Source organism: Cellulomonas sp. KU4C, from assembly GCF_056868065.1.
Map to the genome: position 1 here is coordinate 2,276,955 of NZ_CP200322.1, position 25,923 is coordinate 2,302,877.

General features: G+C 76.3%; 27 protein-coding genes and 2 pseudogenes. 20 read left to right on the top strand and 9 right to left on the bottom strand.

All coding sequences use genetic code 11. The annotated features are described in order from the left end of the window. Positions 1–33 precede the first annotated feature (33 nt). The gene (locus AC1VL8_RS10865; protein ID WP_483075176.1) at positions 34–1,281 is read left to right on the top strand and encodes an NAD(P)/FAD-dependent oxidoreductase; all 1,248 of its coding nucleotides are present in this window, start codon (positions 34–36) and stop codon (positions 1,279–1,281) included. A 178-nt stretch (positions 1,282–1,459) separates the two neighbouring features. On the opposite strand, the pseudogene AC1VL8_RS10870 reads toward AC1VL8_RS10865, so the two are convergent. From AC1VL8_RS10870 to AC1VL8_RS10880, 3 genes and pseudogenes are all read right to left on the bottom strand, one after another. After that, positions 1,460–1,930, bottom strand: a pseudogene (locus AC1VL8_RS10870) (GNAT family N-acetyltransferase); the annotation flags it as partial. Continuing rightward, on the bottom strand, positions 1,887–3,005 hold the full coding sequence (locus AC1VL8_RS10875; RefSeq protein ID WP_483075177.1) for a glycosyltransferase: 1,119 nt from the start codon (positions 3,003–3,005) through the stop codon (positions 1,887–1,889). The pseudogene AC1VL8_RS10870 and the gene AC1VL8_RS10875, both read right to left, overlap by 44 nt. 3 nt (positions 3,006–3,008) lie before the next feature. Further along, positions 3,009–4,016: a phosphodiester glycosidase family protein gene (locus AC1VL8_RS10880; protein WP_483075178.1), complete on the bottom strand. Its 1,008-nt coding sequence runs from the start codon at positions 4,014–4,016 to the stop codon at positions 3,009–3,011. A gap of 156 nt (positions 4,017–4,172) precedes the next feature. Between AC1VL8_RS10880 and AC1VL8_RS10885 the strand changes: the two genes are divergently transcribed. The 5 genes from AC1VL8_RS10885 (at position 4,173) to AC1VL8_RS10905 (ending at position 8,206) form a co-directional block, all read left to right on the top strand. Further along, a complete protein-coding gene (locus AC1VL8_RS10885) occupies positions 4,173–5,030 on the top strand; it encodes a class I SAM-dependent methyltransferase (RefSeq protein WP_483075179.1) in 858 nt (285 codons plus the stop codon). Between the two features lie 81 nt (positions 5,031–5,111). Continuing rightward, complete coding sequence (locus tag AC1VL8_RS10890) at positions 5,112–5,534, top strand: VOC family protein (protein ID WP_389226987.1); 423 nt, start codon at positions 5,112–5,114, stop codon at positions 5,532–5,534. A gap of 49 nt (positions 5,535–5,583) precedes the next feature. Continuing rightward, positions 5,584–6,867 (top strand): AfsR/SARP family transcriptional regulator, encoded by a 1,284-nt coding sequence (locus AC1VL8_RS10895; protein ID WP_483075180.1) that lies wholly within the window; start codon positions 5,584–5,586, stop codon positions 6,865–6,867. Continuing rightward, positions 6,824–7,414, top strand: coding sequence for a hypothetical protein (locus tag AC1VL8_RS10900; protein ID WP_483075181.1), 591 nt, complete (start codon positions 6,824–6,826; stop codon positions 7,412–7,414). Before AC1VL8_RS10895 ends, AC1VL8_RS10900 begins: the two co-directional genes overlap by 44 nt. Positions 7,415–7,897: 483 nt before the next feature. Continuing rightward, positions 7,898–8,206, top strand: coding sequence for a hypothetical protein (locus tag AC1VL8_RS10905; RefSeq protein ID WP_483075182.1), 309 nt, complete (start codon positions 7,898–7,900; stop codon positions 8,204–8,206). Positions 8,207–8,322: 116 nt separating this feature from the next. Here the strand turns inward: AC1VL8_RS10905 and AC1VL8_RS10910 are convergent, their stop codons facing one another. The 3 genes from AC1VL8_RS10910 to AC1VL8_RS10920 all read right to left on the bottom strand — a co-directional run bounded on the left by AC1VL8_RS10910 (position 8,323) and on the right by AC1VL8_RS10920 (position 10,620). Beyond that, a complete protein-coding gene (locus AC1VL8_RS10910) occupies positions 8,323–9,021 on the bottom strand; it encodes a matrixin family metalloprotease (protein ID WP_483075183.1) in 699 nt (232 codons plus the stop codon). A gap of 199 nt (positions 9,022–9,220) precedes the next feature. Next, the gene (locus tag AC1VL8_RS10915; protein ID WP_483075184.1) at positions 9,221–9,535 is read right to left on the bottom strand and encodes a hypothetical protein; all 315 of its coding nucleotides are present in this window, start codon (positions 9,533–9,535) and stop codon (positions 9,221–9,223) included. Further along, a complete protein-coding gene (locus tag AC1VL8_RS10920) occupies positions 9,526–10,620 on the bottom strand; it encodes an NYN domain-containing protein (RefSeq protein ID WP_483075185.1) in 1,095 nt (364 codons plus the stop codon). Before AC1VL8_RS10920 ends, AC1VL8_RS10915 begins: the two co-directional genes overlap by 10 nt. Before the next feature lie 100 nt (positions 10,621–10,720). Between AC1VL8_RS10920 and AC1VL8_RS10925 the strand changes: the two genes are divergently transcribed. Together AC1VL8_RS10925 and AC1VL8_RS10930 are read left to right on the top strand one after the other, a co-directional pair. Beyond that, positions 10,721–11,221, top strand: coding sequence for a PucR family transcriptional regulator ligand-binding domain-containing protein (locus AC1VL8_RS10925; RefSeq protein ID WP_483075186.1), 501 nt, complete (start codon positions 10,721–10,723; stop codon positions 11,219–11,221). Next, positions 11,218–12,282: a PucR family transcriptional regulator gene (locus tag AC1VL8_RS10930; RefSeq protein WP_483075187.1), complete on the top strand. Its 1,065-nt coding sequence runs from the start codon at positions 11,218–11,220 to the stop codon at positions 12,280–12,282. The genes AC1VL8_RS10925 and AC1VL8_RS10930 overlap by 4 nt, the downstream gene beginning before the upstream one ends. A 174-nt stretch (positions 12,283–12,456) precedes the next feature. On the opposite strand, the gene AC1VL8_RS10935 is transcribed toward AC1VL8_RS10930, so the two are convergent. Beyond that, positions 12,457–12,915: a PPC domain-containing DNA-binding protein gene (locus AC1VL8_RS10935; RefSeq protein ID WP_389227008.1), complete on the bottom strand. Its 459-nt coding sequence runs from the start codon at positions 12,913–12,915 to the stop codon at positions 12,457–12,459. A gap of 1 nt (position 12,916) precedes the next feature. Beyond that, positions 12,917–13,939 carry an adenosine deaminase gene (gene add / locus AC1VL8_RS10940; protein WP_483075188.1) on the bottom strand — a complete coding sequence of 341 codons (1,023 nt, stop codon included), beginning with the start codon at positions 13,937–13,939 and terminating at the stop codon, positions 12,917–12,919. Between the two features lie 384 nt (positions 13,940–14,323). Between add and AC1VL8_RS10945 the strand changes: the two genes are divergently transcribed. The 5 genes and pseudogenes from AC1VL8_RS10945 (at position 14,324) to AC1VL8_RS10965 (ending at position 17,732) form a co-directional block, all read left to right on the top strand. Further along, positions 14,324–15,397, top strand: coding sequence for an ABC transporter substrate-binding protein (locus tag AC1VL8_RS10945; RefSeq protein WP_483075189.1), 1,074 nt, complete (start codon positions 14,324–14,326; stop codon positions 15,395–15,397). Between the two features lie 65 nt (positions 15,398–15,462). Further along, positions 15,463–15,675: pseudogene (locus AC1VL8_RS10950) on the top strand (ATP-binding cassette domain-containing protein); the annotation flags it as partial. Between the two features lie 130 nt (positions 15,676–15,805). Continuing rightward, entirely contained in the window at positions 15,806–16,174 is a 369-nt protein-coding gene (locus tag AC1VL8_RS10955; protein WP_483076233.1) for an ATP-binding cassette domain-containing protein, read from the top strand. Further along, on the top strand, positions 16,171–16,944 hold the full coding sequence (locus AC1VL8_RS10960) for an ABC transporter permease (protein WP_483076234.1): 774 nt from the start codon (positions 16,171–16,173) through the stop codon (positions 16,942–16,944). The genes AC1VL8_RS10955 and AC1VL8_RS10960 overlap by 4 nt, the downstream gene beginning before the upstream one ends. Next, the gene (locus tag AC1VL8_RS10965; protein WP_483075190.1) at positions 16,941–17,732 is read left to right on the top strand and encodes an ABC transporter permease; all 792 of its coding nucleotides are present in this window, start codon (positions 16,941–16,943) and stop codon (positions 17,730–17,732) included. Before AC1VL8_RS10960 ends, AC1VL8_RS10965 begins: the two co-directional genes overlap by 4 nt. Here AC1VL8_RS10965 and AC1VL8_RS10970 read toward each other — a convergent pair. Continuing rightward, the gene (locus AC1VL8_RS10970) at positions 17,672–18,562 is read right to left on the bottom strand and encodes a hypothetical protein (RefSeq protein ID WP_483075191.1); all 891 of its coding nucleotides are present in this window, start codon (positions 18,560–18,562) and stop codon (positions 17,672–17,674) included. The genes AC1VL8_RS10965 and AC1VL8_RS10970 overlap by 61 nt on opposite strands. 46 nt (positions 18,563–18,608) lie before the next feature. Between AC1VL8_RS10970 and AC1VL8_RS10975 the strand changes: the two genes are divergently transcribed. From AC1VL8_RS10975 to AC1VL8_RS11005, 7 genes are all read left to right on the top strand, one after another. Further along, entirely contained in the window at positions 18,609–19,310 is a 702-nt protein-coding gene (locus AC1VL8_RS10975) for an amidohydrolase family protein (RefSeq protein WP_483075192.1), read from the top strand. Further along, positions 19,307–20,545: a type III PLP-dependent enzyme domain-containing protein gene (locus AC1VL8_RS10980; protein ID WP_483075193.1), complete on the top strand. Its 1,239-nt coding sequence runs from the start codon at positions 19,307–19,309 to the stop codon at positions 20,543–20,545. The genes AC1VL8_RS10975 and AC1VL8_RS10980 overlap by 4 nt, the downstream gene beginning before the upstream one ends. Positions 20,546–20,618: 73 nt before the next feature. After that, positions 20,619–21,827: an amidohydrolase family protein gene (locus tag AC1VL8_RS10985; RefSeq protein WP_483075194.1), complete on the top strand. Its 1,209-nt coding sequence runs from the start codon at positions 20,619–20,621 to the stop codon at positions 21,825–21,827. A 65-nt stretch (positions 21,828–21,892) separates the two neighbouring features. Then, complete coding sequence (locus tag AC1VL8_RS10990) at positions 21,893–22,657, top strand: hypothetical protein (protein WP_483075195.1); 765 nt, start codon at positions 21,893–21,895, stop codon at positions 22,655–22,657. 91 nt (positions 22,658–22,748) lie between these two features. Beyond that, a complete protein-coding gene (locus AC1VL8_RS10995) occupies positions 22,749–23,942 on the top strand; it encodes an NAD(P)/FAD-dependent oxidoreductase (RefSeq protein WP_483075196.1) in 1,194 nt (397 codons plus the stop codon). A 125-nt stretch (positions 23,943–24,067) separates the two neighbouring features. Then, positions 24,068–24,889 carry a PP2C family protein-serine/threonine phosphatase gene (locus AC1VL8_RS11000; RefSeq protein ID WP_389227041.1) on the top strand — a complete coding sequence of 274 codons (822 nt, stop codon included), beginning with the start codon at positions 24,068–24,070 and terminating at the stop codon, positions 24,887–24,889. 121 nt (positions 24,890–25,010) lie between these two features. Further along, the gene (locus AC1VL8_RS11005) at positions 25,011–25,904 is read left to right on the top strand and encodes an LLM class F420-dependent oxidoreductase (protein WP_389227044.1); all 894 of its coding nucleotides are present in this window, start codon (positions 25,011–25,013) and stop codon (positions 25,902–25,904) included. Positions 25,905–25,923: the final 19 nt, after the last annotated feature.

The following is a 25,923-nucleotide window of genomic DNA, read 5'->3' on the forward strand; positions in this document are numbered from 1 at the left end:
CCGCGCCGGACCGCCGCCCCTAGGCTCGCGGACATGGACAGCGACGTGGTGGTCGTCGGCGCGGGCGTCGCGGGTCTGACGTGCGCCCGGGTGCTGCGGCGGCGCGGTCTGGACGTGCGGGTCCTGGAGTCCGGGGACGTCGTCGGCGGCCGGGTGCGCAGCGAGCGGGTCGACGGCTACACGCTCGACCGGGGTTTCCAGCTGCTCAACCCGGCCTACCCGGCGCTGCGCGACGTCGTGGACCTCGGGGCGCTGCGGCTGCAGCCGTTCCTCGCCGGGGTGGCCGTGCGGCGGGACGACGGGCTCGCGCTGCTGGCCGACCCGCGCCGCGCGCCGGCCCGGCTGCGGGAGACGCTCGGCAGCGGCTACCTGCGACCGGGCGAGCTGGTCGCGCTCGCGCGCTGGGCGGCGCCGGCGCTCGGTCCGGTCGCGGCCCTGGAGTCGGGGCCCGACGCGACGCTCGGCGCGTCGCTCACCGCCGCGGGGGTGCACGGCCGGATCCGGCACGAGGTGCTCGAGCCGTTCCTCGCCGGGGTGCTCGGCGACGAGTCGCAGACCACCTCGGCGGCGTTCGTCCGGCTGCTGGTCCGGTCGTTCCTGCGCGGGACCCCGGGGCTGCCGGCCGGCGGGATGGCGGCCCTGCCCGCTCAGCTCGCCGACGGGCTGGACGTGACGACCGGTGCCCGGGTGCAGGCGGTCGCGGGGGTGTCGGGCGGGCAGGAGGTGCACGCCGACGGGTCGGTGCTGCGCGCCCGGGCGGTCGTCGTGGCGGCGGACCCGGTGACGGCGGCGCTGCTCACGGGGCTCGAGCCGCCGCGGATGCGGGGACTGGTCACGACGTGGTGGGCGGCGCAGGGCGTCGCGCGGACCGACGCGGTGGTCGTCGACGGCCGACGCCGAGGACCGGTCGTGAACGCGGCGCTCGTGTCCGCGGTGGCGCCGTCGTACGCGCCGGCCGGTGCGCAGCTGGTCCAGGCGACGTGCGTGCTGCCGCCGTCCGGCGCTGCGGGGCCCGATGCGTCCGAGGTGCGTCGGCAGGCGGGCGAGATGCTCGGCGCCGACCCGCGCGGCTGGCTCGAGCTGGCGACGCACGAGGTGCGCGAGGCGCTGCCGGCGACCCCGCCACCGCTGCGGGTGCGGCAGCCGGTCGACCTGGGGGACGGCCGCTACGTGTGCGGCGACCACCGGGACACGCCGTCGTTGCAGGGCGCGGTGGTCTCGGGTCGCCGGACGGCCACGGCGGTGGCGCGCCGGCTGCTCGGGGACGGGCCGCGGGCGTGACCGGCGTGCCGGCAGCGCACGTCGCCGGCACCCCGCGCACCGGCACCCCGCGCACCGGCAGCAGGTGCACGTCGGGCGGGGGGTCGGTCCGCAGCCGGGCGTGGGTCTCGACGTCGTACCGCCGGTCGCCGTAGCGCAGCCGCGCGCGTTCGACGCCCTCGGGCAGGAACCCGGCGCGGGCGGCGACGCGGCAGGACGCGGGGTTGTCGGTGCGGTGGCCCAGCTCGAGCCGGAACAGCTCGAGCCGGAACAGGTCGAGCCGTCCGAGCGCGAGGTCGGCGGCGGTGGCGAGCGCCCGGGTGGCGAGGCCCTGGCCGCGGACCCCGGTGCTCAGCCAGTACGACAGCCAGGCGGTCCCGTGGTGGGGCTCGACCGACCCGATGCCGACGCTGCCCACGACGCGCCCGGCGACCTCGACCGCGAGGTGGTGGTCGCGCGGCCCCCAGGCGGCGAGGGCGCCGGCGACCTCCGCGCAGCCGTCGAGGTCCCGCAGCGCCGCGGGGGGCAGCTGGCGGTCCAGGTCGGGGGAGGTCCGGACGGCGGTGAGCAGGTCGGCGGCGTCGGCCGGGCGCCAGGGCCGCAGCAGTGCCGTCGTGAGGGCGGCGTCAGGGGAGCGGGGCGGGCCGGCGGTGCGGGGAGCGGGTGGCACGCCCCGACGGTAGGGGCTGCGCGACGGCGGTGCCGGGTCGGTCCACCGGACGGGTGAACACGAACCGCCGCTGCGCCCCGAACCCCACGAGGTAGACGGTGGCCTCGGTGAGCACCTTCGCGGCGAGCAGCCCGACGCCGAGGCCGGTGAGCGCGCGGAGCAGCACGTAGCCCGCCGCGAGCAGCACCGTCGCGAGCAGGGCGTACCGGGTCGCCGACCGGCCGAACGGGGGCCGGTCGCGCGCCCGGCCGAACACCACCCGCCGGTTGACGACGAAGTTCGCGGCGGCGCTGACCACCCGGGCGCCGACCACCGACCCCAGCAGCGACCCGGTGGCCGCGTGCAGGGCGAGCAGGGCGAGGGTGTCCACGGCGAACGCCGCCAGCGACGACAGCGCGTACAGCAGCAGCGGGGTCAGCACCCGGACCGAGTCGGCGAGGGGCCGGAAGTGCGACGAGGCGTTGTGGTCCAGGTAGATCGTCGCGATCTCGACCTCCTCGACCGGCAGGCCCTGCGCGGCGGCGCGCAGCAGCAGGTTCAGCTCGTACTCGAACCGCTCGCCTCGCACCGACCGCAGCCAGGGCAGCAGCGCGGCGGGGTAGCCGCGCAGGCCGGTCTGCGTGTCGCGCAGCCGCAGCCCGGTCGTCAGGTGGAACGCCCGGGCGGTGACCCGGTTGCCGAGCACCGACCGGGCCGGGACGTCGCCCCGGAACGACCGCCGGCCGAGCACGGTCGCCGGCCGGTCCGCCGGCTGGGCGTCGAGCGCCGCGGCGACCCGCAGCACGTCGGCCACGGAGTGCTGGCCGTCGCTGTCGGCGCAGACGACCGCCTCGCCGGGGTGCTGCCGCTGCACGTGGGCGAACCCGGTCTTGAGCGCGCAGCCCTTGCCCCGGTTGCCCGGGTGGGTGAGCACCGTGCAGCCGGGGCCGCGCAGCCGGTCGAGCAGCGGGCGGTACCCGGGCCCGCTGCCGTCGTCGACGACCACGACGTGCACGTCCGGGGCCGTGGCCCGCAGGTCACCGACCAGGCGCACGAGGCGCTCGTCGGGCTCGTAGGCGGGGATGAGCACGATCACCGCTCAGCCCGCCACGTAGAGGATGTCGGAGGTGGCGCGCTCGGCGCCCGCGCCCAGGGGGTCGTTGACGAGCTCCCCGTCGAAGTACAGGGTCGACGAGCCGCCGCCGTCGAGGTTGTACGCGGTGGTCGCGCCGAGCGACTGCATGATCTGCGCGAGCTCGGTGAGGTCGACGCCCGCGCTGTACCCCGGGGACCGGCCGTCGACGACGACGAACACGAGGTGGTTCGCGTCGACGACGCCGACGGCGGTGCGGGGCTGGTCGCCCTGGATGGAGTGGTTGCCGACGTTCGTGTCGACCTCGACGTCCTCGATCCCGTCGACCACCTCGCCGTCGGTGACGATCGCCGGCCCGAACGACAGCGTGTTCCACACCCCGGCCGCCACGAGCTCGTCGGCGGTCGTCGTGGTCTCGTCGTAGACCTCCACGGTGCCGTCCCGGTAGAACGCCAGGCCCTCGCGCGCCCCCTCGTCGCGGTAGACGACGCCGTTGCGGATCACGATGCCCGTGTCGCGGAACCCGTAGTAGTCGCCGTTGACCGCGAACACCGCGTCGTTGGCCTGGGCGATCGCGGACGTCGTCGCGGTGATGTTCGTGCCGAACTGGTTGTTCGCGAACGCCGACCGCAGGACGGTGGCGTCGGACAGCGTCACGTCGGCGACGTAGTACGTGACCTGGTCGTCCCCGCTGCCGGTCACGACCGTGGAGATGCTGATCGAGGCGTCGTCCGAGGTGGCGGTCGTGCCCGTGACGGTCGCGCTCGTCGTCCCGTCCGTGCCCGCGTCCGTGCCCGCGTCGGCGGTGCCGGACTGCGCGGCCTCGTACGCCTGCACGTCGGCGATCTCCACGTGGTCGACGACGAACCGGTCGAGCGCCCAGGCGGTCCCGCCGCCCAGGGCGAGCACGAGCACGAGGGCGGCGGACAGCACGGCGCGGCGGACGCGGCGCGGGGGCCGGTGGTCGCGCGGGCGCCGGGCGGGACGAGGCTGGGAGCGGGGTCGGCGGGTCATGCGGACGAGCGTCGGACGCGGCCCCAGGGCGCACCCGTGCACCGGCTGTGCGGTGGGTGTGAGGCGTCACACGCCCGCGCACACGGCGCCGGTGTTCCGTCGTGGGCACGAGGCCGGCGGACCAGCCGCGGGCCGACGCACGACGAGGTGGACGAGATGATGACAGTGATCGGCGGGGTCGACGCCGACCGCCTGCTCAAGGACTGGCACCGAGCCATGTGGGCGCTCGGGGACTACCCGGCGCTCGCCGCGGAGGTGATCGCCGGGCTCGGGCCGGCGCTGGTCGACGCCGTGGGCGTCCACCCCGGGGAGCACGTGCTCGACGTCGCCGCCGGGTCGGGGAACGCGGCGGTGCCCGCGGCGCTCGCGGGCGGTCGGGTGGTGGCCGCGGACCTGACGCCCGCGCTGCTCGAGGCGGGTCGCCGGGTCGCCGCGGACCGGGGGGTCGCGGTCGACTGGCAGGAGGCCGATGCGGAGGCGCTGCCGTTCGCGGACGGGGCGTTCGACGTGGTGATGTCGTGCGTCGGCGTGATGTTCGCGCCGCACCACGCGACGGCCGCGGCGGAGCTCGTCCGGGTCGCGCGGCCGGGCGGGCGCGTCGGGCTGCTGTCCTGGACACCGGGCGGGTTCATCGGGCAGATGTTCGCGACGATGAAGCCGTACGCGCCGCCGCCCCCGCCCGGGGTGCAGCCGCCGCCGCTGTGGGGCGACGAGGACCACGTGCGTGGGCTGCTCGGCGACGCCGTGACCGACGTGCGCGTGGAGCGGCGGACCCTGACCGTCGACGCGTTCGCGACGCCCGAGGCGTTCCGGGACTACTTCGCGTCCCACTACGGCCCGACGATCGCCGTCCGCGGGGCGGTGTCGGGGGAGCCGGAGCGGGCGGCCGCGCTCGACGCCGACCTGGTGGACCTGGCGCGGCGTGCCGACCGCGGGCCGGTCGGCGGGCCGACGGTGCTCGACTGGGAGTACCTGCTCGTGACGGCGCGGGTGGCGGGCGGGTCGACGGCTTGACGCACGGGACGGGCGGGCGGCAGTGTGAGGTGGGTCACACGTCGCCCGTCCGTCCAGCCCTGAGTCGCCCTGGAGGTCGTCATGCCCACCCGACTGAACCCGTACCTCGGCTTCCGGGACGACGCCCGGCAGGCGATGGAGTTCTACCGCTCGGTGTTCGGTGGCGAGCTGACCCTGAGCACGTTCGGCGAGCTGCAGGCGAGCGACGACCCGGCGGAGCGGGACAAGATCATGCACGCGCAGCTCGAGACGCCCGGCGGTCTGGTCCTGATGGCCGCCGACACCCCGAACCGGATGCCCTACACGCCGGGCGACAACTTCTCGGTCTCGCTCAGCGGCGGCCCGGACTCGGACGCGGAGCTGCGCGGCTACTGGGCGGGGCTGGTCGAGGGCGGCACCGTCGTCGAGGACCTCGCGGTCGCGCCCTGGGGTGACGCGTTCGGCATGGTCAAGGACCGGTTCGGCACCCTGTGGCTCGTCAACATCGCCGGAGCCGCGGCCTGAGCCGACGGGCCGGGCCGGGGCGGGCGCCCGCCAGGACGGTGACCGCGCCGTGGCCGCCGGGATCACGCTGCTCGGACCTCCCGCGGTGCGGGGGGCCGGGGACGCGCCCGGGGTCGGCGGCGTACCCGGTCCGCGGGGCACCAAGGCGTGGCTGCTGCTCGCCTACCTGGTGCTCGCCGAGCGGCCGGTGCCGCGCGCCCGGCTCGCGCGGCTGCTGGTCGACGACGCCGACGACCCCGGTGCCGCGCTGCGCTGGAACCTCTCGCAGCTCCGCCGGACGCTCGCGGGCGTGGCGGACGTGGGCGGGGACCCGGTGGCCCTGGACCTGCGGCCCGGGGCCGTCGTCGACGTCCGCGTGCTCGCGGACGGGCCGGTGGACCGGGCGCTCGCGCTGCCCGGGTTCGGGGGCGCCCTGCTGGAGGGGGTGGTGCCGCGCGGGAGCGCCGCGCTCGAGCTGTGGCTGGCGGGGGAGCGCGAGCGCGTCGCCGGTCTGACGGCGGGCGTCCTGCACGAGGTCGCCCACGCGCGCCTCGCCCGCGGGGACGCCGCCGGTGCCGTGGCGCTGGCCGCCCGCCTGGTCGAGGCCGAGCCGCTCGCCGAACGCGGGCACGAGCTGTGGGTCCGGGCGCTGCTGGCCTCGGGCGACCGGGCCGGTGCCGAGCGGCGCGCGGCCCGCAGCGCGGCGCTGCTGCGGCGCGAGCTCGGGGTCGAGCCCTCGCCCGGCCTGACCGCGGCGCTGGGACCCGCGCCCGCGCCCGCGCCGTCGCCCGCGGCGGTGGACGCCGCGGTCGAGGGCGGCGACGGCGCGGCGACGGCGGGGGCGTACGAGCGGGCGATCGAGCTGCTCCGCGCGGCGCTCGCCGGGGCGCGGGCGCTGAACGACCCGGCGCGCGTCGCCCGGGCGTCCGGTGCGCTCGGGCGGGTGCTGGTGCACGGGGTGCGGGGCAGCGACGAGGAGGCGGTGGCGGTGCTGCACGGCGCGCTGCTGGCCGCCCGTCGCGCCGACGACCCGCGGGTCGCCGCGCGCGCCGCCCTGGAGCTCGGGCACGTCGAGCCTGCTGCGCGGTCGGTACCCGCGGGCGGCGTCCTGGTTCGACCGCGCGCTGCGGCTCGACGGAGCCGACCCGCGGCTGCGCGCCTGGGTGGGGGTGTTCGCGGGGATGGCGCTGAGCGACCGCGCGGAGTACCCGGCGGCCGCCACGACGCTCGGTACGGCGGTCGACGACGCCCGGGCGGCCCGGGACCCGCGGGCCGAGGCGTACGCGCTGACGGCGCTCGGCCGGGGTCACGTGCTGCTCGACGAGCGCGACGAGGCGCGCCGCCGGCTCGATGAGGCGTGCGAGGTGGCGCAGGAGGCGGGCGCCACGTCGTTCCTGCCGTTCCCGCGCGCCCTGCGGGCCGAGGTGCTGCTGCGCGACGGCGACCTCGACGGCGCCGGCGCGGGGCTCGAGGGTGCGTACGCGCTCGCCTGCCAGGTCGGCGACCCGTGCTGGGAGGCCTACGCGCTGCGGGGTCGGGGGCTGCTCGCCGCGGCGCGGGGTGACGGCGCGACCGCGCTGGCGCTGCTCGCCGAGGCGCCCGCGGCGTGCCGTCGGCAGCGCGACGCCCACGACTGGGTGCAGGGGCACGCGCTCGACGCCCTGTGCGGGTACGCCGTCCCGCACGGCGTGCCGGGCGCGCCCGGCTGGGTCGACGAGCTGGAGGCGTTCGCGGCCCGGCGGGGGATGACCGAGCTCGTCGCGCGGGCGGCCCTGCACCGGGCCGCGCTCGGGCAGCCGGGCGCCGCCGAGCACGCCGCGGCGCTGGTCGCCGGGGTGGCGAACCCGTGGCTCGCGCGCACCGCGGCGGGGGTGGCGGTGCGGGCGGTGCCGCGGGCGTGAGGCGCGGGCGGTGTCGCGGGGCGGAGCCGAGTCGCGCAGCGGTGCCGCAGGATCCGCCCCGCGCGACGAGCGGCCGCCGAGCCCTCCACAGGGCGTCCGGGTGCGCGTCGTCCCCAGGTGAGGGCGTCGTGGGTCCGCGGAGCCCTGCACGCGTCCGTAGCGTCGCCACCTCGGAAGAGGGGAGTGCGATGCGTGACAGGGTGCGTTACATTTTCTGGAGGCGGTCGAGCTGATCTGGTCCGAGGAGTTCGAGGACCACATCGCGCGGCACGCCGTCACGCCGGAGGAGGTGCACCAGGTGGTCGCCGAACGCTACGCGCGCGTGCGGGGGCGTGCCGGGGTGAGCCTGGTGTACGGCCGGACCCGCGGGGGCCGCCCGCTCCTGGTCGTCCTGGCGCCCACCGAGGCCGGCGCGGCGACGGTCGTGACCGCCCGGGACCTGACACCGGCCGAGCGTCGGTCGGTGCGACGAAAGGGGTCGCGATGACCGAGGACGTGGACAGCCTGCGGGACTACTACGACACCACCGACACCAGCGAGGCGCTCGAGGCGGCGCAGGTCGTGGAGCCCGGCGGGGGCGCCACGATGGTCGGCATCACGATCCGGCTGCCCGTCGCGACGCTGGACGCGGCCCGTGCCCTCGCCCGGGACGACGGCGTGAAGGTCACCGCGCTGCTGCGGGCCTGGGTGGAGCAGCAGGTCGCCGAGCGCGTCGACGACACCTCCGTGATCCCGGTCGCTGAGCTGCGACGGCTGATCGCGCGCGCGTCCCGGGAGTCGCGCGGCGGCTGAGCCGCGGGCGGCTGCCGACCATATCGACCCGCGCCCGGCCCGCACCTCCGGCCCGCTCGTCCGGCCCGCACGTCCGGCCCGCTCGTCCGGCTCACGCGCTCCGCGCGCCCCTCGGCTCACACCCCCGGCGCGCAGGGCCCGCGTCCGAGCTCGGCGAGCCCGGTGAGGTCGCCCGCCTGGAACGTCGCGACCCCGGTGGTGGGGTTCATCATCTGGGTGGGGTCGTCGACGTGGTCGAGGCCGACGACGTGGGCGAGCTCGTGCCGGAGGACGGCGAGGTAGGCGGCCGGGTCGTGGTCGGCGTGGAGCAGCTCGGGGTCGAGGTACACGGTGCCGGAGACGAAGTGCTGCCTTCCGGACCGGCTGCTCGCGCCGTTGACCTGGGCGATGCCCGCGACCGTGCCGGCCAGCTCTGGCACGTCGGTCGGGTTCCCGAAGCCCACCAGCACCGGCGCCCACCGGTCGCCGTAGAGCTCGGGCTGGAACATCGGCCGCTCGAGCCCGGTGGGCTCGTCGACCTCGCCGTCCACCGTGAACGTCAGTCCGGTCGCGGCTGCGACCTCCGCCACCGCGGCGGCCACGTCGGCCTCGAAGTCCACGGGCGCGGCCGTCGTGTCGACCACCACGTGCACCGGGCGGCAGGGCGACCAGGTGACCGGGACCTGGGCGCCGTCGACGTCCTGCATCTCCTGGAACGCGTACGACGGGTCCGGCGCGGTGACGTCGACCGCCGGCGCGATCCGCTCGTCCGACTCCTCGTACCCGGGTCGGGGGCGCTGCGCGACGAGGCGGGCCGCAGCTCCGGGAACGCCCACGACGGGCCCACGACGCCGCGCTCGGCGAGCCAGTCCACGGCGACGAGCGAGGCCAGCACCCCGATCACCAGGCACAGCACGGCGGCGGTGAGCGAGGGACGACGTCGGCGGCGGGTCACACCGACTCATCGGCGCGACCCCCCGCCCGGTTGAGGCTCCGGGGCGGAGGTCCCCCGGCTGCGTCAGTCCTCCGGCTGCCTCAGTCCTCCAGCTCGTCCAGCAGGCCGCCGCCGACCCAGTCGTCGATCGCGGCCTCGTCGGCGGCGGTCAGCTCCATGCGGGCACCGCGGCACAGGCCCACGACGTTGTCCGCCCACGCCTCGGCGATGTCCTCGGCGGTGACGGTGCTGTCCAGCTCCAGGCCGGAGTAGAGCACCCCGGACAGGACGAAGTTCACCGTCGAGCGACCGACGGCCGCGCCGGCCTCCTGGCACTTGTCCCGGACGCGGCGGGCCGTGGCGGCGCGCTCGAACGGGTGCGCGCGGACGTCCTCGGCGAGGGTGGTCAGCAGCACCCGGTAGTTGTCCTGGCTGAGGCCGGGGGTGTCGGTGACGGCGATGACCTGGCGCTGCAGGGCCGTCGGGTCGGTGCCCTCGGACGCGGCGCCGGGCAGGTCGGCCTCGCCGAACCGCTTGGGGTCCCACACGTAGCCGGGGACGGCCGGGCGGCGACGCCGAGCTCGGGCACGGCCTGCGCGAGCCACGGCAGGAACCCGCCGGTGCCGTTCCAGCGCGAGCCGGGCAGCGAGGGGTCGGCCTTCTGGGCGGCCTGCGCGACGGCGCCGGTGGGCACGGGGCGGTCGGCGGACCGCACCCGCTGCAGCACCGCGCGCCGGGCGGCGAGCGAGCCGGCGGCGGGCGCGGCGGCCTGAGCCTCCTTGCGGCCCCCGCGCGCGGCGGGCTCGGTCGTCGACGCGGCTGCGGTCGCGCCCGGGCCCGTCGGGGCGCCGGTGCCGGTCGCCTGCTCGGTGGCCGGCGCGTTCCGGTCGGTCGCGGCGACGGCGGCGGTCGGCGTGGCGGCGTGGTCGGTGTCGTCCGCGCCGTCGCCGTGGTCGACGGTGACCAGCTCGGCGAGGTCGTCGGCGGTGATGACGGTGTCGGCGACGGCCCGGTAGGCGCTGGCCGCGGGGCTCGCGGTGATGATGGTGACCCGGCGGTCGGCGGCGCGGCACCGCTGCACGAGCGGCGTGAAGTCGGCGTCGGCGGACACGATGACGAACTCGTCGTACCGGGTGTCGGCGTCGAGCGCGTCGACCGCGTCGAGCACCAGGTTGATGTCGGCGCTGCTCTTGCCCTGCTGGGTCAGCGACGGGCAGTCGACGACCTGGAAGCCGGCGCGCGTGAAGTTCGGCCGGTAGCGGGAGAACACCGACGGGTTGAGGTAGCAGGCCCGCACGAGGAACCGGCGGTTGAAGTCGCCGTCGGCGTCGGTGCCGTTCTCCAGCTCCGCGAGCCAGTGCCCGGGGTCGGACGCGAACGCCTCCGCGGCGTCCGGGTCGAGCCGGCGCAGGCCGATGTAGACGTTGTCGAAGTCGACGAACATCGCGGCACGCAGGCGGCGCGGGGAGTCGAGGCGGTCGGTTTCCAGGGCGGACGTCACGGCCCCATCCTGCCCCCTCGCGCGGTCGACCTCCTGCCGGACGCCCCCGGACGGCCCTCGTACACTGGCCCGGTGCCGAGCAGGAGCCGGGCGGTGACCCGTGGACGTCCGTGACCTCCTCACCACCCCGGGCCTGGGGCTGAGCGTGGTCGCGGCCGAGCGGGACGCCCTCGACCGTCCGGTGACCGCCGCCTACATCACCGACCTGCCGGACCCGTCGCGGTTCCTGTCGACGGGCGACGTGGTGCTGACGTCCGGCCTGTGGCTGGACCGCCCGGACGGCGCGGAGACGTTCCTCGGAGCGCTGGCGCGGCAGGACGTCGCCGCCCTGATCGTCGGGCTGATCGAGATCGGCGTGATCCCGGACGAGGTGATCGCGCTCTGCCGGGCGCGCGGCCTGACGCTGCTGACGGTGTCCCCGGGGGTGTCGTTCCGGCAGATCGCGGACGAGATCGCGGCCCGGCAGCCGGGGTCGGCCGCGGGGCTCGCGACCCGGACGATGCGGTTCAGCCGCCGGATCGCGGACACGGTGTCGCGCGGCGGCGGCGTGGCGGGCTGCTGGCGCAGTTCTCCGCGGAGTTCTCGATCGGCTGCTGGGTGATCGACGAGACCGGGATGCTGCTCGCGTCGGTCGGCGCCGCGCCGGACCGCGCGCAGGTCGCCGAGCAGTGGAACGCCGTCATCGCCCGGGAGCACGACAAGCGCGTCATCGTGCCCGGCGGCCGCGGCGGGGCCGACCAGGGCCCGGTGACGATCACCCGCACCGGGGCGCGCGACCGGTCGGGGTTCTTCGGGTGCTGGGGCGACCACCGGTCGTTCTCCGACGAGGTCGCGCTCGCGATGGACGCGCTGGTCGGGGCGCTGCGGGTGGAGATGGAGCTCGCCGGACGCTGGCGGGAGACCCGCGACGCGCAGGTGGCGGGGCTCATCACGTCGATCCGCGACCAGGAGGCCTCACCGGGGGCGATCTCCGCGCGGATGCGCCTGGAGGGGCTGGGGCCGCAGGACGAGACGACGATCGTCGCCGCGCAGGTCGACGACCCCCGGTTCCCGCAGGCGGCGGTGCTGGAGATGCTGCAGCGGACCCTGTCGGCCCGCGGGCACCGGGTGATGGGCTGCCGGTCGCAGGAGCTGGTGGTGCTGCTGGTCAACGGCCCCGGCGACGACGACCGGCCGCTCGCCGAGCACCTCGCGGAGGAGTACCACCTGCTGCTCGCGGGCCGGCAGCTGCGGGTCGGGATGAGCGACCCGGTCAGCGGGGTCAGCCGGCTGAACTCCGCGATCGCGACCGCCGTCGAGCGGGTGCAGAACGCGTCCGGCACCGAGCCCGTGGTGGTGTCGACGTCGCTGCACGTGCAGACGCACCGGGCGCTGCTGCGGATGCTGGGGGAGAGCACCCGCGCCGGGTACGCGCGCGAGGTCCTCGCGCCGCTGCTGTCCTACGACGAGCGGCACAACGCCGACCTGGTGGGGACGCTGCGCGCGTTCCTCGACGGCGGCGGGGCGTGGCAGGAGACGGCCCGGCAGCTGCACCTGCACACGAACACGCTGCGCTACCGGATCGCGCGCATCGAGGAGCTGACCAACCGCGACATGAGCACGATGTCCGACCGGGTGGACATGTTCCTGGCGATGACCTGCCTGGACGAGTCCGGCGACTGACGACCGCGCCCGCTCGCCCGCTCGCCGGATCGCCCGCTCGCCGGATCGCCCGCTCGCCGGATCGCCCGCTCGCCGGATCGCCGAGATAGGACCGCGTCGCCGAGCAAGGGCCTTGGGACGCCCCGTCTCGGCGCGGAGGTCCTATCTCGGTGTCGAATCCGGCGTCGGAGTAGGTCAGGCGAACCGCATCGTCGGGATGCCGAAGGCCCGCGGGTCCGGCACCCGCAGGAGCGCGGGCGCGACGACCTCCTCGACCAGGATCTCCACCGTGTAGTGCGCCTCGGCCCCGAGCAGGTGGCCGGCGAACGCCGCCGCGGCCGCGTTCTTGACCCCCACCGCGAGGTGCAGGTGCGGGGTGGCGGCGCCGGCGTCGGCGTCCCAGAGGATCGTGCCGCTGCCGATGCCCTCGGTGTAGGTCACCGTGACCTCCTGCGGCAGGGGCGGCTCCTGGTCGGCGACGGGCTGGTCCGCGGCGATGAACCGCGCGGTGCGGAACGCGCCGGAGAACACCGGGACGAACCCCTGCCGGATGCCGTGCTCGGCGCAGGCCCGGGCCAGCGAGCCCAGCACCTCGTCGCCGGGCTCCAGGACGATCGCGACGCGGCGGCCCGTGGTGACCTCGCTGCTCTGCACGTCAGAGCGCCCCGGCCGGGTCGAGGGCGAGCGCGGGCACGGCGGCGCCGACCGCCTCGGCGTACGCGCGGATCTCGGCGAGCAGCGCGGCCTTGCCGGCGTCGGGCAGGAACGACGACACCACCGCGTTCGCGGCGAGCACGCCGACCTGGTCCTCGGTGACGGTCCCGGCGGCGAGCAGCGCGCGCACGGCGTCGTCGAGGTAGCCGCCGAAGTACGCCGGGTCGTCGGAGTGCACCGACGCGCGCAGGCCCTCGTCGAGCATGACGGCGATCGGGTGGTCCGCGAGGTCGGGGCCGGCGGTGCGCAGCGCGACGTTGGACAGCGGGCACACGGTCAGCGGGGTGCGGGTCTCGCGCAGGTGCGCGACCAGCTCGACGTCCTCCAGCGCGCGGTTGCCGTGGTCGATCCGCTCGGCGCCGAGCACGTCCAGGGCCTCCCAGACGTAGTCCGGCCCGCCCTCCTCACCGGCGTGGGCGACGCGGCGCAGGCCCTCGGCGGCGGCGCGCTCGTAGACGTCGCGGAACAGCGCGGGCGGGAACCCCACCTCGCTGGAGTCCAGGCCGACGCCGAGCAGCAGCGCGCGGTGCGGGAGCACGGACTCGAGGGTCGCCATCGCCGCCTCGGGCCCGAGGTGCCGCAGGAAGCAGACGATCAGCCCGCCGGACATGCCGTGCGCCGCGCGGGCGTCGGCGAGCGCCGCGGACAGGCCGAGCAGCACGTCCTCGACCGGGACCCCGCGGGCGGTGTGCGACTGCGGGTCGACGAACACCTCGGCGTGCCGGACGCCGGCCGCCGCGGCGCGCGCGAGGTAGCGGGCGCCGAGGTCGTGGAAGTCCTGCCGGGTGCGCAGCACGTCGAGGTTCGCGTAGTAGACGTCGAGGAAGTCCTGCAGGTCCCGGAACGGGGCGCCACGGCCCGCGCCGGCCGGGACGGGGACGCCGTTGCGCTCGGCGAGCACGCGGATCAGGTCGGCGTCCAACGTGCCCTCGATGTGCACGTGCAGTTCAGCCGTCGGCCACACGTCTCGCTCCTGGTCCCTCGGTGGTCGTCGCGGGTCCGTCACAGGAGGTCCCCACGCTCGTCCCGGAAGCCAACCACAGGGCGCTGGCCTGCTGCCTCGTGCGATCCACCAACGACGCGCGGCCGCCGCGGGGGTGCCGCCTGGGCGATCCGCCGGGGCCGCGCGGGACCGCCGTCGTCGTGTGACGAACGCGTGACACGACGGTGCGGTCGCACAACGGACCGCACGGCCGGGGGCGGGGGAGTTCGGAGGATCCCACATGGCGACGACGACGCGCGGGCCTGTGTGATGGAGGTCGTCGCCGGCCAGCACCGGCGCGCAGCTGCCCCCAGGCACCGCGGCCACCCGAGGACCGGGTGGCCGCACGACGTGATCGAGGTTGACGTGACCCGCACCATCACGACCCCGCGCCGCCCGCGCCGCACCGCCGGCCTGGTCGCCGCGGTCGCCGCCGCCGGCCTGCTGCTGTCGGCCTGCTCGGGCTCCGACGACGACGCGGCCGCGGACGGCGCGAGCCCCGGCGTCGAGTCGTTCGACGCGGTCAGCGTGCAGCTGTCCTGGCTGAAGAACCAGCAGTTCGCGGGCGAGTACGTGGCCGTCGAGGACGACCTCTACACGGACGCCGGCTTCCCGGAGGTCACGCTGACCGCGGGCGGCTCGTCGGCCACCAGCGCCGAGGCCGCCGTCGCGACCGGCCAGGCGTTCGTGGGCCTGTCCTCGCCGCTGATCACCGCGCCCGCGATCCAGGGGGGCGCGGAGCTGAAGATCGTCGGGGCGACCTACCAGCGCAACCCGTTCGCGCTGGTGTCCGCGGACTCCGCGCCGATCACCGGGCCGGACGACCTGCCCGGCACGACCATCGCGGTCTCCGACTCGAACACGCTGGTGTGGAACGCGTTCCTCGCGGCGAACGACCTGGACGACACCGACGTCACCACGGTGCCGCTGTCCGACACGTCGATGCTCACCACCGGCCAGGTCGACGGGTTCATCGGCTACACCACCACCGGCGCCGCGGCCCTGGAGAACGCCGGGTTCGCGGCCACCGAGTTCCTGCTGGCCGACGAGGGCCTGCCGATGGTCGGCGAGGTGCTCGTCACCTCGCAGGAGGCCATCGACGACAAGCCCGAGCAGGTCAAGGCGTTCCTGCTCGCGACGGTCCGGGGCTGGCAGGGTGCGCTTGCCGACCCCGCCCGCGCCGTGGACCTGACGGTCAACACCTACGGCAAGGAGCAGCAGTACGACGCCGACGCGGTGACGCTGTCGTTCGACCGCCAGGCCACCCTGATCGAGACGGACGAGACCGCCGCGAACGGCATCCTCACCGTCTCCGACGAGCTGCAGCAGGGCACGATCGAGTCGCTGGCGTTCGCCGGTGTCGACATCGACGCCGCCGACCTGTTCGACCTCTCCCTCCTCGACGAGGTGTACGCCGAGAACCCGGACCTGCTCCCGTGACGTCCCCCGGGCCCGGCATCGAGATCACCGGTCTGCACAAGGAGTTCCGGTCCGGCCGCCGCACGGTGACCGCGCTCGAGGACGTCAGCCTGACCACCCCGCAGGGCTCGTTCCTGTCGCTGCTCGGCCCGTCCGGCTGCGGCAAGTCCACCATCCTGCGGATCCTCGCCGGGCTCGAGACGCCGTCGGCGGGCACGGTCGCGGTCAACGGCACTCCCGTCGCCGCGGGGAAGCGCGCCGAGGGGATGGGCATCGCGTTCCAGGACCCCGCGCTGCTGCCGTGGCGCTCGGTCCGGACGAACATCCGGCTGCCGCTGGAGATCCAGGGCCGCGCGGACGACGGCATCGTCGACGAGCTCGATCGAGCTGGTCGGCCTCACCGGGTTCGAGCGGTCGCGCCCCGCGCACCTGTCCGGCGGCATGCGCCAGCGTGCGTCGATCGCCCGGGCGCTCGCGGTCCGGCCCGACTTCCTGCTGCTGGACGAGCCGTTCGGCGCGCTGGACGACATGACCCGGCAGCGCCTGAACTTCGAGCTGCAGCGGATCTGGACCGAGCGGTCCGCGACCACGCTGATGGTCACGCACGGCATCGCCGAGGCGGCGTTGCTGTCGGACGTCGTCGCGGTGATGTCGGCGCGACCGGGGCGGATCGTCGAGGTCGTCGAGATCCCGTTCGAGCGCCCGCGCACGCCCGAGATGATGCGCACGAAGGAGTTCCACGAGGTCGTCGACCACCTGTCGGGGCTGCTGTTCGCGCCGGCCACGGGGACGCCGTGACGGCGGTGCGCGGCGCGCTCGCCCGGCCGTGGGTCGGCGGCACGGTCGGCATCGTGCTGCTGCTCACGCTCTGGTGGGCGATGACCGCCGGGCTGGAGAACAGCACCTCGTTCCCGTCGCCCGTGGACGTCGCCCGGTCCGCGGTGCAGGACGGCTGGTCGTACTACGGCCCGAACGTCACCCCGACCCTGACCCGCGCGGCGCAGGGCTACCTCTGGGGCAACCTCGCGGGCCTGGCGCTCGCCGCGGTCGTCCTGGTGGTGCCGCGGCTCGAGGACGTCGTCACCCAGCTCGGGGTCATCAGCTCGTGCCTGCCCGTCACCGCGATCGGCCCGATCGTCATGGTGATCTTCGGCGGCCGCGCCTCGGCGATCTTCCTGGGCGCCCTGCTCGTCTTCTTCACCACGCTGGTCGGCGCCATCCTCGGGATGCGCTCCGCCAGCCGCAGCTCGCTGGACCTCGTGGCCGCGTACGGCGGCGGCCGGTGGACCCGGATCCGCAAGGTCCAGCTCATGTCGGCGCTGCCGGCGATCGTCACCGCCCTGCAGGTGGCGGTCCCGGCAGCGCTGCTCGGCGCCGTCGTCGGGGAGTACCTCGGCGGCATCGACGCGGGGATCGGCGTGGCGCTGAACGCCGCGCAGCGCCAGATCCAGCCCGACCGCGTCTGGGCGATGAGCATCCTGGCCGGGCTGATCTCGCTCGGCGGCTACGCGCTCGTCGGGCTGGTCGGGCGGGTCCTCACCCCCTGGGCGACGGAGCGGCGCGCATGACCGGCGGCACCGGGGCGTTCGTCGCCCGCCGGGTCGGCACCCTGGCCCTCGCGGTCGTCGTCGCGATCGGCGTGTGGATCGCGGTGCTCGAGGTGTTCGACGTCAGCGAGCTGATCGGCAAGCGGCCCTGGCAGGTGCTCGACTACGTCGTCACCGCCGACGGGGCCGCGGAGCACCGCGCCACGATCGCCGCGGACCTCGCCGTCACCGTCCGCGACGCCGGCACCGGCTACCTCGTCGGCCTCGCCGCGGCGTTCGCGCTCGCGGTGGTGTTCGCCGTGTCGCCGGTGCTGGAGCGGATCGTCATGCCGACCGCGATGGTGCTGCGGTCGATCCCGCTGGTGGTCCTGACGCCGCTCATCACGCTGATCTTCGGCATCGGGCAGGCCGGGGTCACGGCGATCGTCCTGCTCGTGGTGTTCCTGCCCGCGCTCGCGAACATCCTGTACGGGCTGCGCAGCGTGTCCGCCGAGCACCGCGACCTGGTTCTCGCGTACGGCGGGTCGTCGTGGACGGTGCTGCGCAAGGTCGCCCTCCCCGCGGCGGTGCCGTCGACGCTGGCGTCCGCACGGATCGCGGTCCCGTCGGCGGTGACCGGCGCGATGATCGCGGAGTGGCTGTCCACCGGCCGGGGTCTCGGCGGCGCCATCTCGCGGGCCGCCGGGTCGTTCGGCTACGACGCCATGTGGGCCTCGGCGATCACCGTCGCGGCGGTCACGATGGCGGTCTACGCCGTGGTGAGCGTCGTCGACACCCTGGTGCAGGAGCGGATGGGCCGGCTGTCGTGAGCGCCCTCGTCCTGCGCGCCGGGACCGTGGTCGACGGCACCGGCGCGGCACCGGTCGTCGCGGACGTCGTGGTCGTCGGCGACCGGGTGCTGGCCGTCGGGCCGGACCTGGCCGTCCCCGCCGGTGCGCGCGTCCTCGACGTCGCCGGGCTGGTGGTCGCGCCCGGGTTCGTCGACCTGCACACCCACTCCGACGTCGTGCCGTTCATGGCCGCCGCGCAGCCGTTCAAGGTGCTGCAGGGCGTCACCACCGAGGTGGTCGGCAACTGCGGGAACTCCGCGGCGCCGCTCGTGGACGACCGCGCCGTCGAGCTGCACCGGCCGATCTCGAGCACCGTCGCCGCCGGGGTGCGGTCCTGGCCGCGCACGTTCGCGGAGTACCTGGACGCGGTCGAGGCGCACGGGCCGACCACGCACGTCGCGTCGCTGGTCGGGCACCACACCCTGCGGATCAGCGCGAACGGCATGGCCGAGGACCTGGCGCCCGGCGCGTTGGACCGGATGGTCGAGCTCGCGGACGCCGCGTTCGCCGAGGGGGCGTTCGGGCTGTCCACGGGCCTGATCTACGCCCCGGGCGTCTACGCCGACGCCGCGGAGGTCACCGCGCTGGCCGCGGTCGCCGCCCGGTGGGGCCGGCCGTACGCCACGCACATGCGCGACGAGGGCGACGGCCTCGCGGACTCCCTGGCGGAGACCCTCGACGTCGCGCGCCGCACCGGCGTGCGGGTGCAGGTCTCGCACTGCAAGGCCGCGGGCCGGCGCAACCACGGCCGCGCGGGCGAGCTGCTCGCCACCCTGCACGCCGCCCGCGCGGCGGGGGTCGACGTGCACGGCGACGCCTACCCGTACACGACCGGCGAGAGCTTCCCTGACGGCGTTGCTGCCCGCGCAGGCGCAGGTCGGGGGCCGCGACGAGCTCGTCCGCCGGCTGTCCGACCCCGCGGGCCGCGCGGCGCTCGCGGCCCGGTCGGCCGCCGGCGGACCGGGCTCGGGGTCGTGGACCCAGACCACCCCGGACGGCGTGCTGCTGAGCATGCACGCCGACGCGGGCCTGCTGGGGCGCAGCGTCGCCGACGTCGCCGCGGAGCGCGGGCTGGACCCCTGGGACGCCCTGTGCGACCTCGTGCTGGCCGACCCGGGGGCGATGATGGTCTACGAGCTGATGGCCGAGGCCGACGTCCGCACGATCCTGGCGGACCCGCTGATCGCGATCGGCTCCGACAACTCCGTGCCCGTGGGCAACGCGCACCAGCGCGGCTGGGGCTGCTTCCCGACCGTGCTCGGGCGCTACGTGCGCGAGCTCGGCGTCCTCGACCTCCCGGAGGCGATCCGCAAGATGACCTCGCTGCCCGCCGACCTGATCGGCCTGACCGGGCGCGGTCGGCTCGTCCCGGGAGCGGTCGCCGACGTGGTCGTGCTCGACCCCGCGACCGTCGGGCACGCCGGGACGCCGCAGGCCCCGTGGGTCCGGCCGACGGGCGTGCGCTGGACCGTGCTCGCGGGCGTGGTCGTCGTCGACGACGGGGAGTTCACCGGGGTGCGTGCCGGGCGCGTGCTGCGGGCCGGGGCCGCCGCGTGACCGGGCGGCACGCCGCCGGGGCGGGCGCGGGGGAGGGCACCGGAGCCAACGCGAGGACCACCGGCGCGGTCGCCGACCTCGAGCTGCCCGTGATGCTGCTGCACGACGACGCGCTCGACCACAACGTCCGCCGGATGGCCGACTGGTGCCGCACGGCCGGGGTCGCGCTCGCACCGCACGCCAAGACGCACATGTCCCGCGACCTGGTCCGCCGCCAGGCCGCCGCCGGTGCGTGGGGGTTCACCGCCGCCACCACCGCGCAGGTGCGGCGGCTCGCCGACTGGGGCGTCGGCCGGGTGCTGCACGCGAACGTGCTGGTCGACCGCGCGGCGATCGCCTGGGTGGCGACCCACCTGCTCGCCGCGGGCTCCGCCACCGAGTACCTCTGCTACGTCGACTCCGACGCCGGGCTGGACCTGCTGCTCGCCGAGCTCGCGGTCCACCGACCCGCCCGGCCGCTGCCGCTGCTCGTCGAGCTCGGGTTCCCCGGGGGGCGTACGGGGCTGCGCGACGACGTCGCGGCGCTGGCGCTGGCCCGGCGGGTCGCGGCCGCGGAGCACGTGCGCCTGGCGGGGGTCGCCGCGTTCGAGGGCCTGGTGCCCGCGGGCGCGGCGGGCTCGTCGCCCGCGGGCGGCGACCCGTCCGCGCCCGACGGAGCCGTCGCCCTGCTGGCCCGCGTGCGGGGGCTGCTGACCGCGCTGTCCCACGAGGGGCTGGTGGCCGGCGTCCCGGTGGTCAGCGCCGGCGGGTCCTCGTACCCGGACCTCGTGGTGCGCGAGCTCGGCCCCGCGCTGTGGGACTTCCCCGTGACCACGGTCCTGCGGTCCGGCTGCTACGTGACGCACGACCACGGCGTCTACCGCCGCACGTCGCCGCTGGGGGAGGAGCGCGGCGACGCGAGCCTGCGCCCGGCGTTCGAGCTGCGCGCGTCCGTGCTGTCCGCCCCCGAGGACGGCCGGGTCGTCGTCGGGTTCGGCCGCCGCGAGGTGCCGACCGACGACCGGCTCCCCGTCGTGCTGGGCGGGGTCGACCCCGGCCTCGACGTCCGCGGCTGGGCGGTCACCGGGGTCAACGACCACCACGCCTTCCTGGCCGTCCCGCCCGGCGTCCGCCCGGCGCCCGGGACGGCGCTGCGGTTCGGCATCAGCCACCCGTGCGGGGCGTTCGACCGGTGGCGGCACATCCCGCTGGTCGACGGCGAGCGCGTGGTCGGCGAGATCACGCCTCGGCTCTGACCCGCCCGCGCACCCCCGACCCGGCCCGCGCACCCGCCCGCGCACCCACCCGCCCCGACGCGAAGGACCCCCGATGACCGGCACCGCACCCGAGCAGACCCTCGACGGCATCGCCCTGTGGGACGGCGAGCGCGAGGTCGGCCCCGCGCGGCTGACGTGGTCCGGCGACCGCGTGCTCGCCGTCGAGGAGGCCTCCGAGCGGCACCCGGGTCTGAGCGTCGTCCCGGGGCTGGTCGACACCCACGTGCACCTGGGGTACCCGGCGGGGGAGCCGGCGAAGGACGCCTCCGCCTGGCCGATCCTCACCCCGCCCGAGGAGCGGTCGCTGCACGTCGCCGCGAACGCGCTGCGCTGCGCCCGCGGCGGTGTCACCACGCTGCGCGACCTCGCCGCCGACTCCGTCCAGCTGGCCGTGGGCCGGGCGTTCGAGGCCGGCGTCCTGGTCGGGCCGCGGCTGCTGTCGCACGGCCAGGTCGGCATGACCGCGGGGCACGGCGACCTGTTCGTCCCCCCGCACTACCCGCACCGCCCCGCCACCGCCGACAGCCCCGACGAGTGCCGCAGGCTCGTGCGGGTCTGGGCGCGCACCGGCGCCTCGGGCGTGAAGATCTACACCTCCGGCGGGGTGCTCTCGATGGGCGACAAGGTCGGCTGGCGCAACCAGACCCGCGAGGAGATCCGCACCACCGTCGACGAGGCGCACGCCCTCGGCATGCTGGTCGCCGCGCACACGCACACCGCCGAGGGGCTGGACATCGCGCTGGAGGAGGGCGTCGACTCGATCGAGCACGGCACCGCGATCCTCGAGCGGCACCACGCCACGCTCGTCGAGCGGAACCTGCCGGTCGCGCCGACCCTGCTGATCAACGACATCATCGCCGAGGGCCGCCGACCCGTGTCCGCCGAGGCGCAGGCCAAGGCCCGGGACGTCGTGGCGCTGCGGGACGCCGGGTTCGCGCGGGCCGCGGAGGCCGGGGTGCGGTTCGTGCTCGGCACCGACGCGTCGGGGCAGTTCGTCGCGTTCGGCGACCAGATGGAGGAGGTCCGCACGATGGCGGCGATGTTCGGCTGGACCGCCGAGCGGACCCTGGTCGCCGCGACGTCCGACGCCGCCGACGCGATCGGGCTGGGGGCCGTCACCGGGCGGCTCCGGCCCGGGCTCGGCGGCGACTTCGTCGTGCTGCGCGGGCGGCCGTGGGAGGACGTGGACGCGCTGCGGACCGAGAACATCGTGGCCGTCGTGTCCCGCGGCCGGGTCGTCGCGGGCGCGCTGCCGGCGTGACGCCCGGGGTGCGTCCGGGCGGCGCCCGGGGTGCGTCCGCGCACGTGGCGGGCATGATGGCACCTGTGCCCTCCCTGAACCGCCGCTCGACGGCTCCTGTGCTCGCGCTCGCCCTGCTGCTGCTCGCGGGGTGCGGCTCCGGCTCCGACGGGGCGGTCGCGACGCCGTCCCCGACGGCCGAGCCGACCCCCAGCGCGACGGCCACGCCGACGCCCACCGCCGAGCCCGAGCCCACGCAGGAGCCGCTGCCGCGGGCACGCGTGGACGCCGGCACCGTCGGCGAGGGCGCGCCCGCCACGGCCACCGGGGAGGGCCCCGCGCAGGTCGGCGTCAAGCGGTCCGGGGAGTTCGGCGTGGTCGCGCACGTCGACTGCAGCTCGTGCACCGGTGACGTCGAGATCACCGCGGACGGCCGGATGTCGCCGTGGGGCGCGGGCCCGGCGCCGTTCACCGGCACCTACCTGATCGACAACATCGTCGGCTCCGCGGAGCAGCAGGTGCTCGTCGTGCGCGCCCAGGGACCGTGGACCATCCGGTTCGAGAGCTGGAACGACCTCGCGCCCGTCAGCGGCGTGCAGCAGGGCACCGGGTCGGCGGTCCTGCTGATCGGCGACGACGCGAGCGCGGTCCAGGTGGACTTCACGCCCGCCGGCCCCGAGGACGAGCTGTCCGCGCGCGTCATCTCGGCCGTGGACGTCTCCGAGACGGGCAGCCCCGCCACGCTGCTGTTCGGCGACAGCGTCGCGTTCAGCGAGACCGCGCAGATCCGGATGCCCGGCATCGTCACCGTCGCCACCAACGGCTCCTGGACCATCACGCCCCTCCCGTGACGATTGTGTGCAGGCGCGGCCCCTCGGCGTGCGCGGCGCTGCCGACCGGGTGAGCCTGGTCGGGCAGGGTGCTCGAGCCGAGGAGGCACAGGTGCAGGACAGCTACGACTACGTGGTCGTCGGGGCCGGCATGGCGGGGGACGCCGCCGCCCACGGCATCCGGGAGCTCGACCCTACGGGCAGCATCCTGCTGATCGGCCGCGAGTCCACCGGGCCGGTCACCCGCCCGGCGCTGTCCAAGAGCCTGTGGACCGACGCGGCGTTCACGTTCGACCAGGTCTGGCTGCCGACGGCCGACGACACCGGCGCGGAGCTGCTGCTCGGCGAGTCCGTCGTCGCGGTCGACCGCGAGGCACGGACCGTCACCACGGACGCGGGGATCGTCGTCGGCTACCGCGAGCTGCTGCTCGCCACCAGCGGGTCCCCGCGCCGCGTCGAGGGCGTCGAGCCGTCCGGCCGGGTCGTCTACTTCCGCACCGTCCGCGACTACGAGCGGCTGCGCGACCTCGCCGGCGGGGGCCGGCACGTGGTGGTGGTCGGCGGCGGGTACATCGGCACCGAGCTCGCCGCCGGCCTGGTGCAGAACGACACCCGGGTCACGCTGGTGTTCCCGCAGCAGGTGCTCACCGGCCACACGTTCCCGGCCGGGCTCGCGGAGCGCGTCGAGCGGCGGTACGTCGAGGGGGGCGTGACGCTCGAGCGCGGCACGCGCGTCGTCGGCGTCGAGTCGGGGCCCGACGGGGTCGAGGTCACGCTCGACGACGGCCGGGTGCTCGCCGCGGACGCCGTGGTCGTGGGCACGGGCATCGAGGTCGAGACCGGGCTGGCGGAGTCCGCCGGGCTGGTCGTGGACGACGGCGTGGTGGTCGACGAGCAGCTCCGCACCGCCGACCCGCACATCTGGGCCGCCGGCGACGCCGCGCAGTACCCGGACCGCATCCTCGGCCGGCGGCGCGTCGAGCACGTCGACAACGCCACGACGATGGGCCGCCAGGCGGGTCGCAACCTCGCCGGGGCGCAGGAGCCGTACCGGCACACGCCGTTCTTCTACTCCGACCTGTTCGACCTCGGGTACGAGGCGGTCGGTCGGCTGGACGCCTCGCTGACCACCGTCGAGGACTGGCACGAGCCCGACCACGGCGCGGGCGTCGTCTACTACGTCGACGGCGACCGCGTGGTCGGGGTGCTGCTGTGGAACGTGTGGGACGCCACCGACCGTGCCCGGGAGGTCGTCGACACCCAGCGCGACGTGCGGCCCGAGGCGCTGCGCGGGCTGATCGCCTGACGCACCGCGCCCGACCACCCGGTCGGCCGCGTCCCGCGAGGTCACCCGCGCGTCCGCTCGGCCGAACCCGGACGGGCGTGGCAGGGTGGGGCCGCAGAGGTACCCGTGATCCGAGGAGGTGCCGCATGCCGTTGACCCTGGTCACCGCCCTGCGCTCGGTCACGGGCGCGCACCGGGCCGGCAACGAGGACTCCGCGGCGTGCGCGCCCGGTTTCGCGCTCGTCGCCGACGGGGTCGGCGGCCACGCCGGCGGGGACGTCGCGTCCGGGACCGTCGCGCACCGGCTCGTCGCGGCCGTCGACGAGCCCGGCCACGACCGACCGGGCGCCGCCGAGCTGCGCGCCGCCGTCGAGGCCGCCAACGACGAGCTGGCGCAGCGCGCGCGGAGCCAGCCCGAGCTCGCCGGCATGGCGACCACCCTCACCGGCATCTTCTGCGCGGACGACGCCGTCCGGCTGGTGCACGTCGGCGACTCCCGCGCCTACCGGTGGCGCGACGGCCACGGCCGCCGGGTCAGCCGCGACGACTCGCTGGTGCAGATGCTCGTCGAGGAGGGCGTGATCGCCCCCGCCGACGCAGCACGCCACCCCCGCCGGAACGTGATCCTGCACTGCCTCGCCGGCGACGCCGCCGACCCGGCGCACGTCACCGTCGCCGACGTGGACGCCCGCCCCGGCGACCGCTGGCTGCTCGCCACCGACGGCCTCACCGACTACGTCCCCGAGCACCACGTGCTCGCGCTCCTGGGCGCGGCCGGCAGCCCCGAGGAGGCCGCCGAGGCCCTGGTCCGGACCGCCCTGGACGCCGACGCGTGGGACAACGTGAGCGTCGTCGTCGCCGACGTGGTCGAGGCCGACCCCGACACCCACCCCGCGGGGCACGCCGCCCGGGTCGCGGGCGCCGCGGCGCGGGACGCCGGGGGCGAGGCGCTGGACCCGACCGCCTGACGGGCTCCCGGCGGGGCGGGCTCCCGGCGCGGCGGGGTTGACTTCGAGCGCGCTGCAAGGGGGATCGTCGGAGCACCGGCCGGGGAGGAGCCCCGGCGGCGCCACGACAGGAGAGCCACCCATGCGCCTCGGAGCCCACCTCATGCGGTTCGACGCCGTCGAGCCCGCCCGCCTGCGCCAGGAGCTCGCCGACACCGGGGAGGCCGCCGAGGACGCGGGCCTGTCCTGGCTGTCGGTGATGGACCACTTCTTCCAGATGGAGCCCGCGGGGTTCCCGGCCGAGGACCCGATGCTCGAGGCGTACACGACGCTGGGCTTCCTCGCGGCGCGCACCGAGACCGTCCAGCTCGGTGCCCTGGTGACGGGCGTGACCTACCGGCACCCGGGGCTGCTCGCGAAGATCGTCGCGACGCTCGACGTGCTGTCCGGGGGCCGGGCGACGCTCGGCATCGGCGCGGCCTGGTACGAGCGGGAGCACCGGGCCCTGGGCGTGCCGTACCCGGCGCTCGCGGAGCGGTTCGAGCGGCTGGACGAGGCGCTGCGGATCTGCCGGCAGATGTGGCGCCCGGGGGACGACGGGCCGTTCGACGGCGCGCACTACCAGCTCGCGGAGACGCTGTGCTCGCCGCTGCCGCTGAGCCGGCCGGGCCGCGGGCCGGAGATCCTGGTCGGCGGCGCGGGGGAGCGCAAGACGCTGCGGCTCGTGGCGGAGCACGCCGACGCGTGCAACCTGTTCGAGACCTCCCCGGACGAGATCGCGCACAAGCTCGACGTGCTCCGCCGGCACTGCGACGACGTCGGCCGGGACGTCGCGGAGATCCGCGTGACGCTGCTGATGGGCGGGCGGCAGCTCCTGGAGGGCGACGTCGACGGGTTCGTCGAGGCGGCGCGCCCCTACGCCGCGCTGGGTGTCGAGTCCGTGATCCTCAGCCCGCCGGCCACGCCGCTCGCCGCGTGGGTGCGGGACCAGGTCGCCCCGGCCGTGCCACGGCTGGCGGAGCTGGCGGCGCGCTGAGCGGACCGGGGTGCGCGGG

Excerpts from the sequence above, each read along its gene's own strand:
- AC1VL8_RS10865 (WP_483075176.1), top strand. The coding sequence starts at position 34 with ATGGACAGCGACGTGGTGGTCGTCGGCGCGGGCGTCGCGGGTCTGACG.
- AC1VL8_RS10905 (WP_483075182.1), top strand. The coding sequence starts at position 7,898 with ATGACCGAGGACGTGGACAGCCTGCGGGACTACTACGACACCACCGAC.
- AC1VL8_RS10885 (WP_483075179.1), top strand. The coding sequence starts at position 4,173 with ATGATGACAGTGATCGGCGGGGTCGACGCCGACCGCCTGCTCAAGGAC.
- AC1VL8_RS11005 (WP_389227044.1), top strand. The coding sequence starts at position 25,011 with ATGCGCCTCGGAGCCCACCTCATGCGGTTCGACGCCGTCGAGCCCGCC.
- AC1VL8_RS10965 (WP_483075190.1), top strand. The coding sequence starts at position 16,941 with ATGACCGGCGGCACCGGGGCGTTCGTCGCCCGCCGGGTCGGCACCCTG.
- AC1VL8_RS11000 (WP_389227041.1), top strand. The coding sequence starts at position 24,068 with ATGCCGTTGACCCTGGTCACCGCCCTGCGCTCGGTCACGGGCGCGCAC.
- AC1VL8_RS10890 (WP_389226987.1), top strand. The coding sequence starts at position 5,112 with ATGCCCACCCGACTGAACCCGTACCTCGGCTTCCGGGACGACGCCCGG.
- AC1VL8_RS10985 (WP_483075194.1), top strand. The coding sequence starts at position 20,619 with ATGACCGGCACCGCACCCGAGCAGACCCTCGACGGCATCGCCCTGTGG.
- AC1VL8_RS10880 (WP_483075178.1), bottom strand. The coding sequence starts at position 4,016 with ATGACCCGCCGACCCCGCTCCCAGCCTCGTCCCGCCCGGCGCCCGCGC.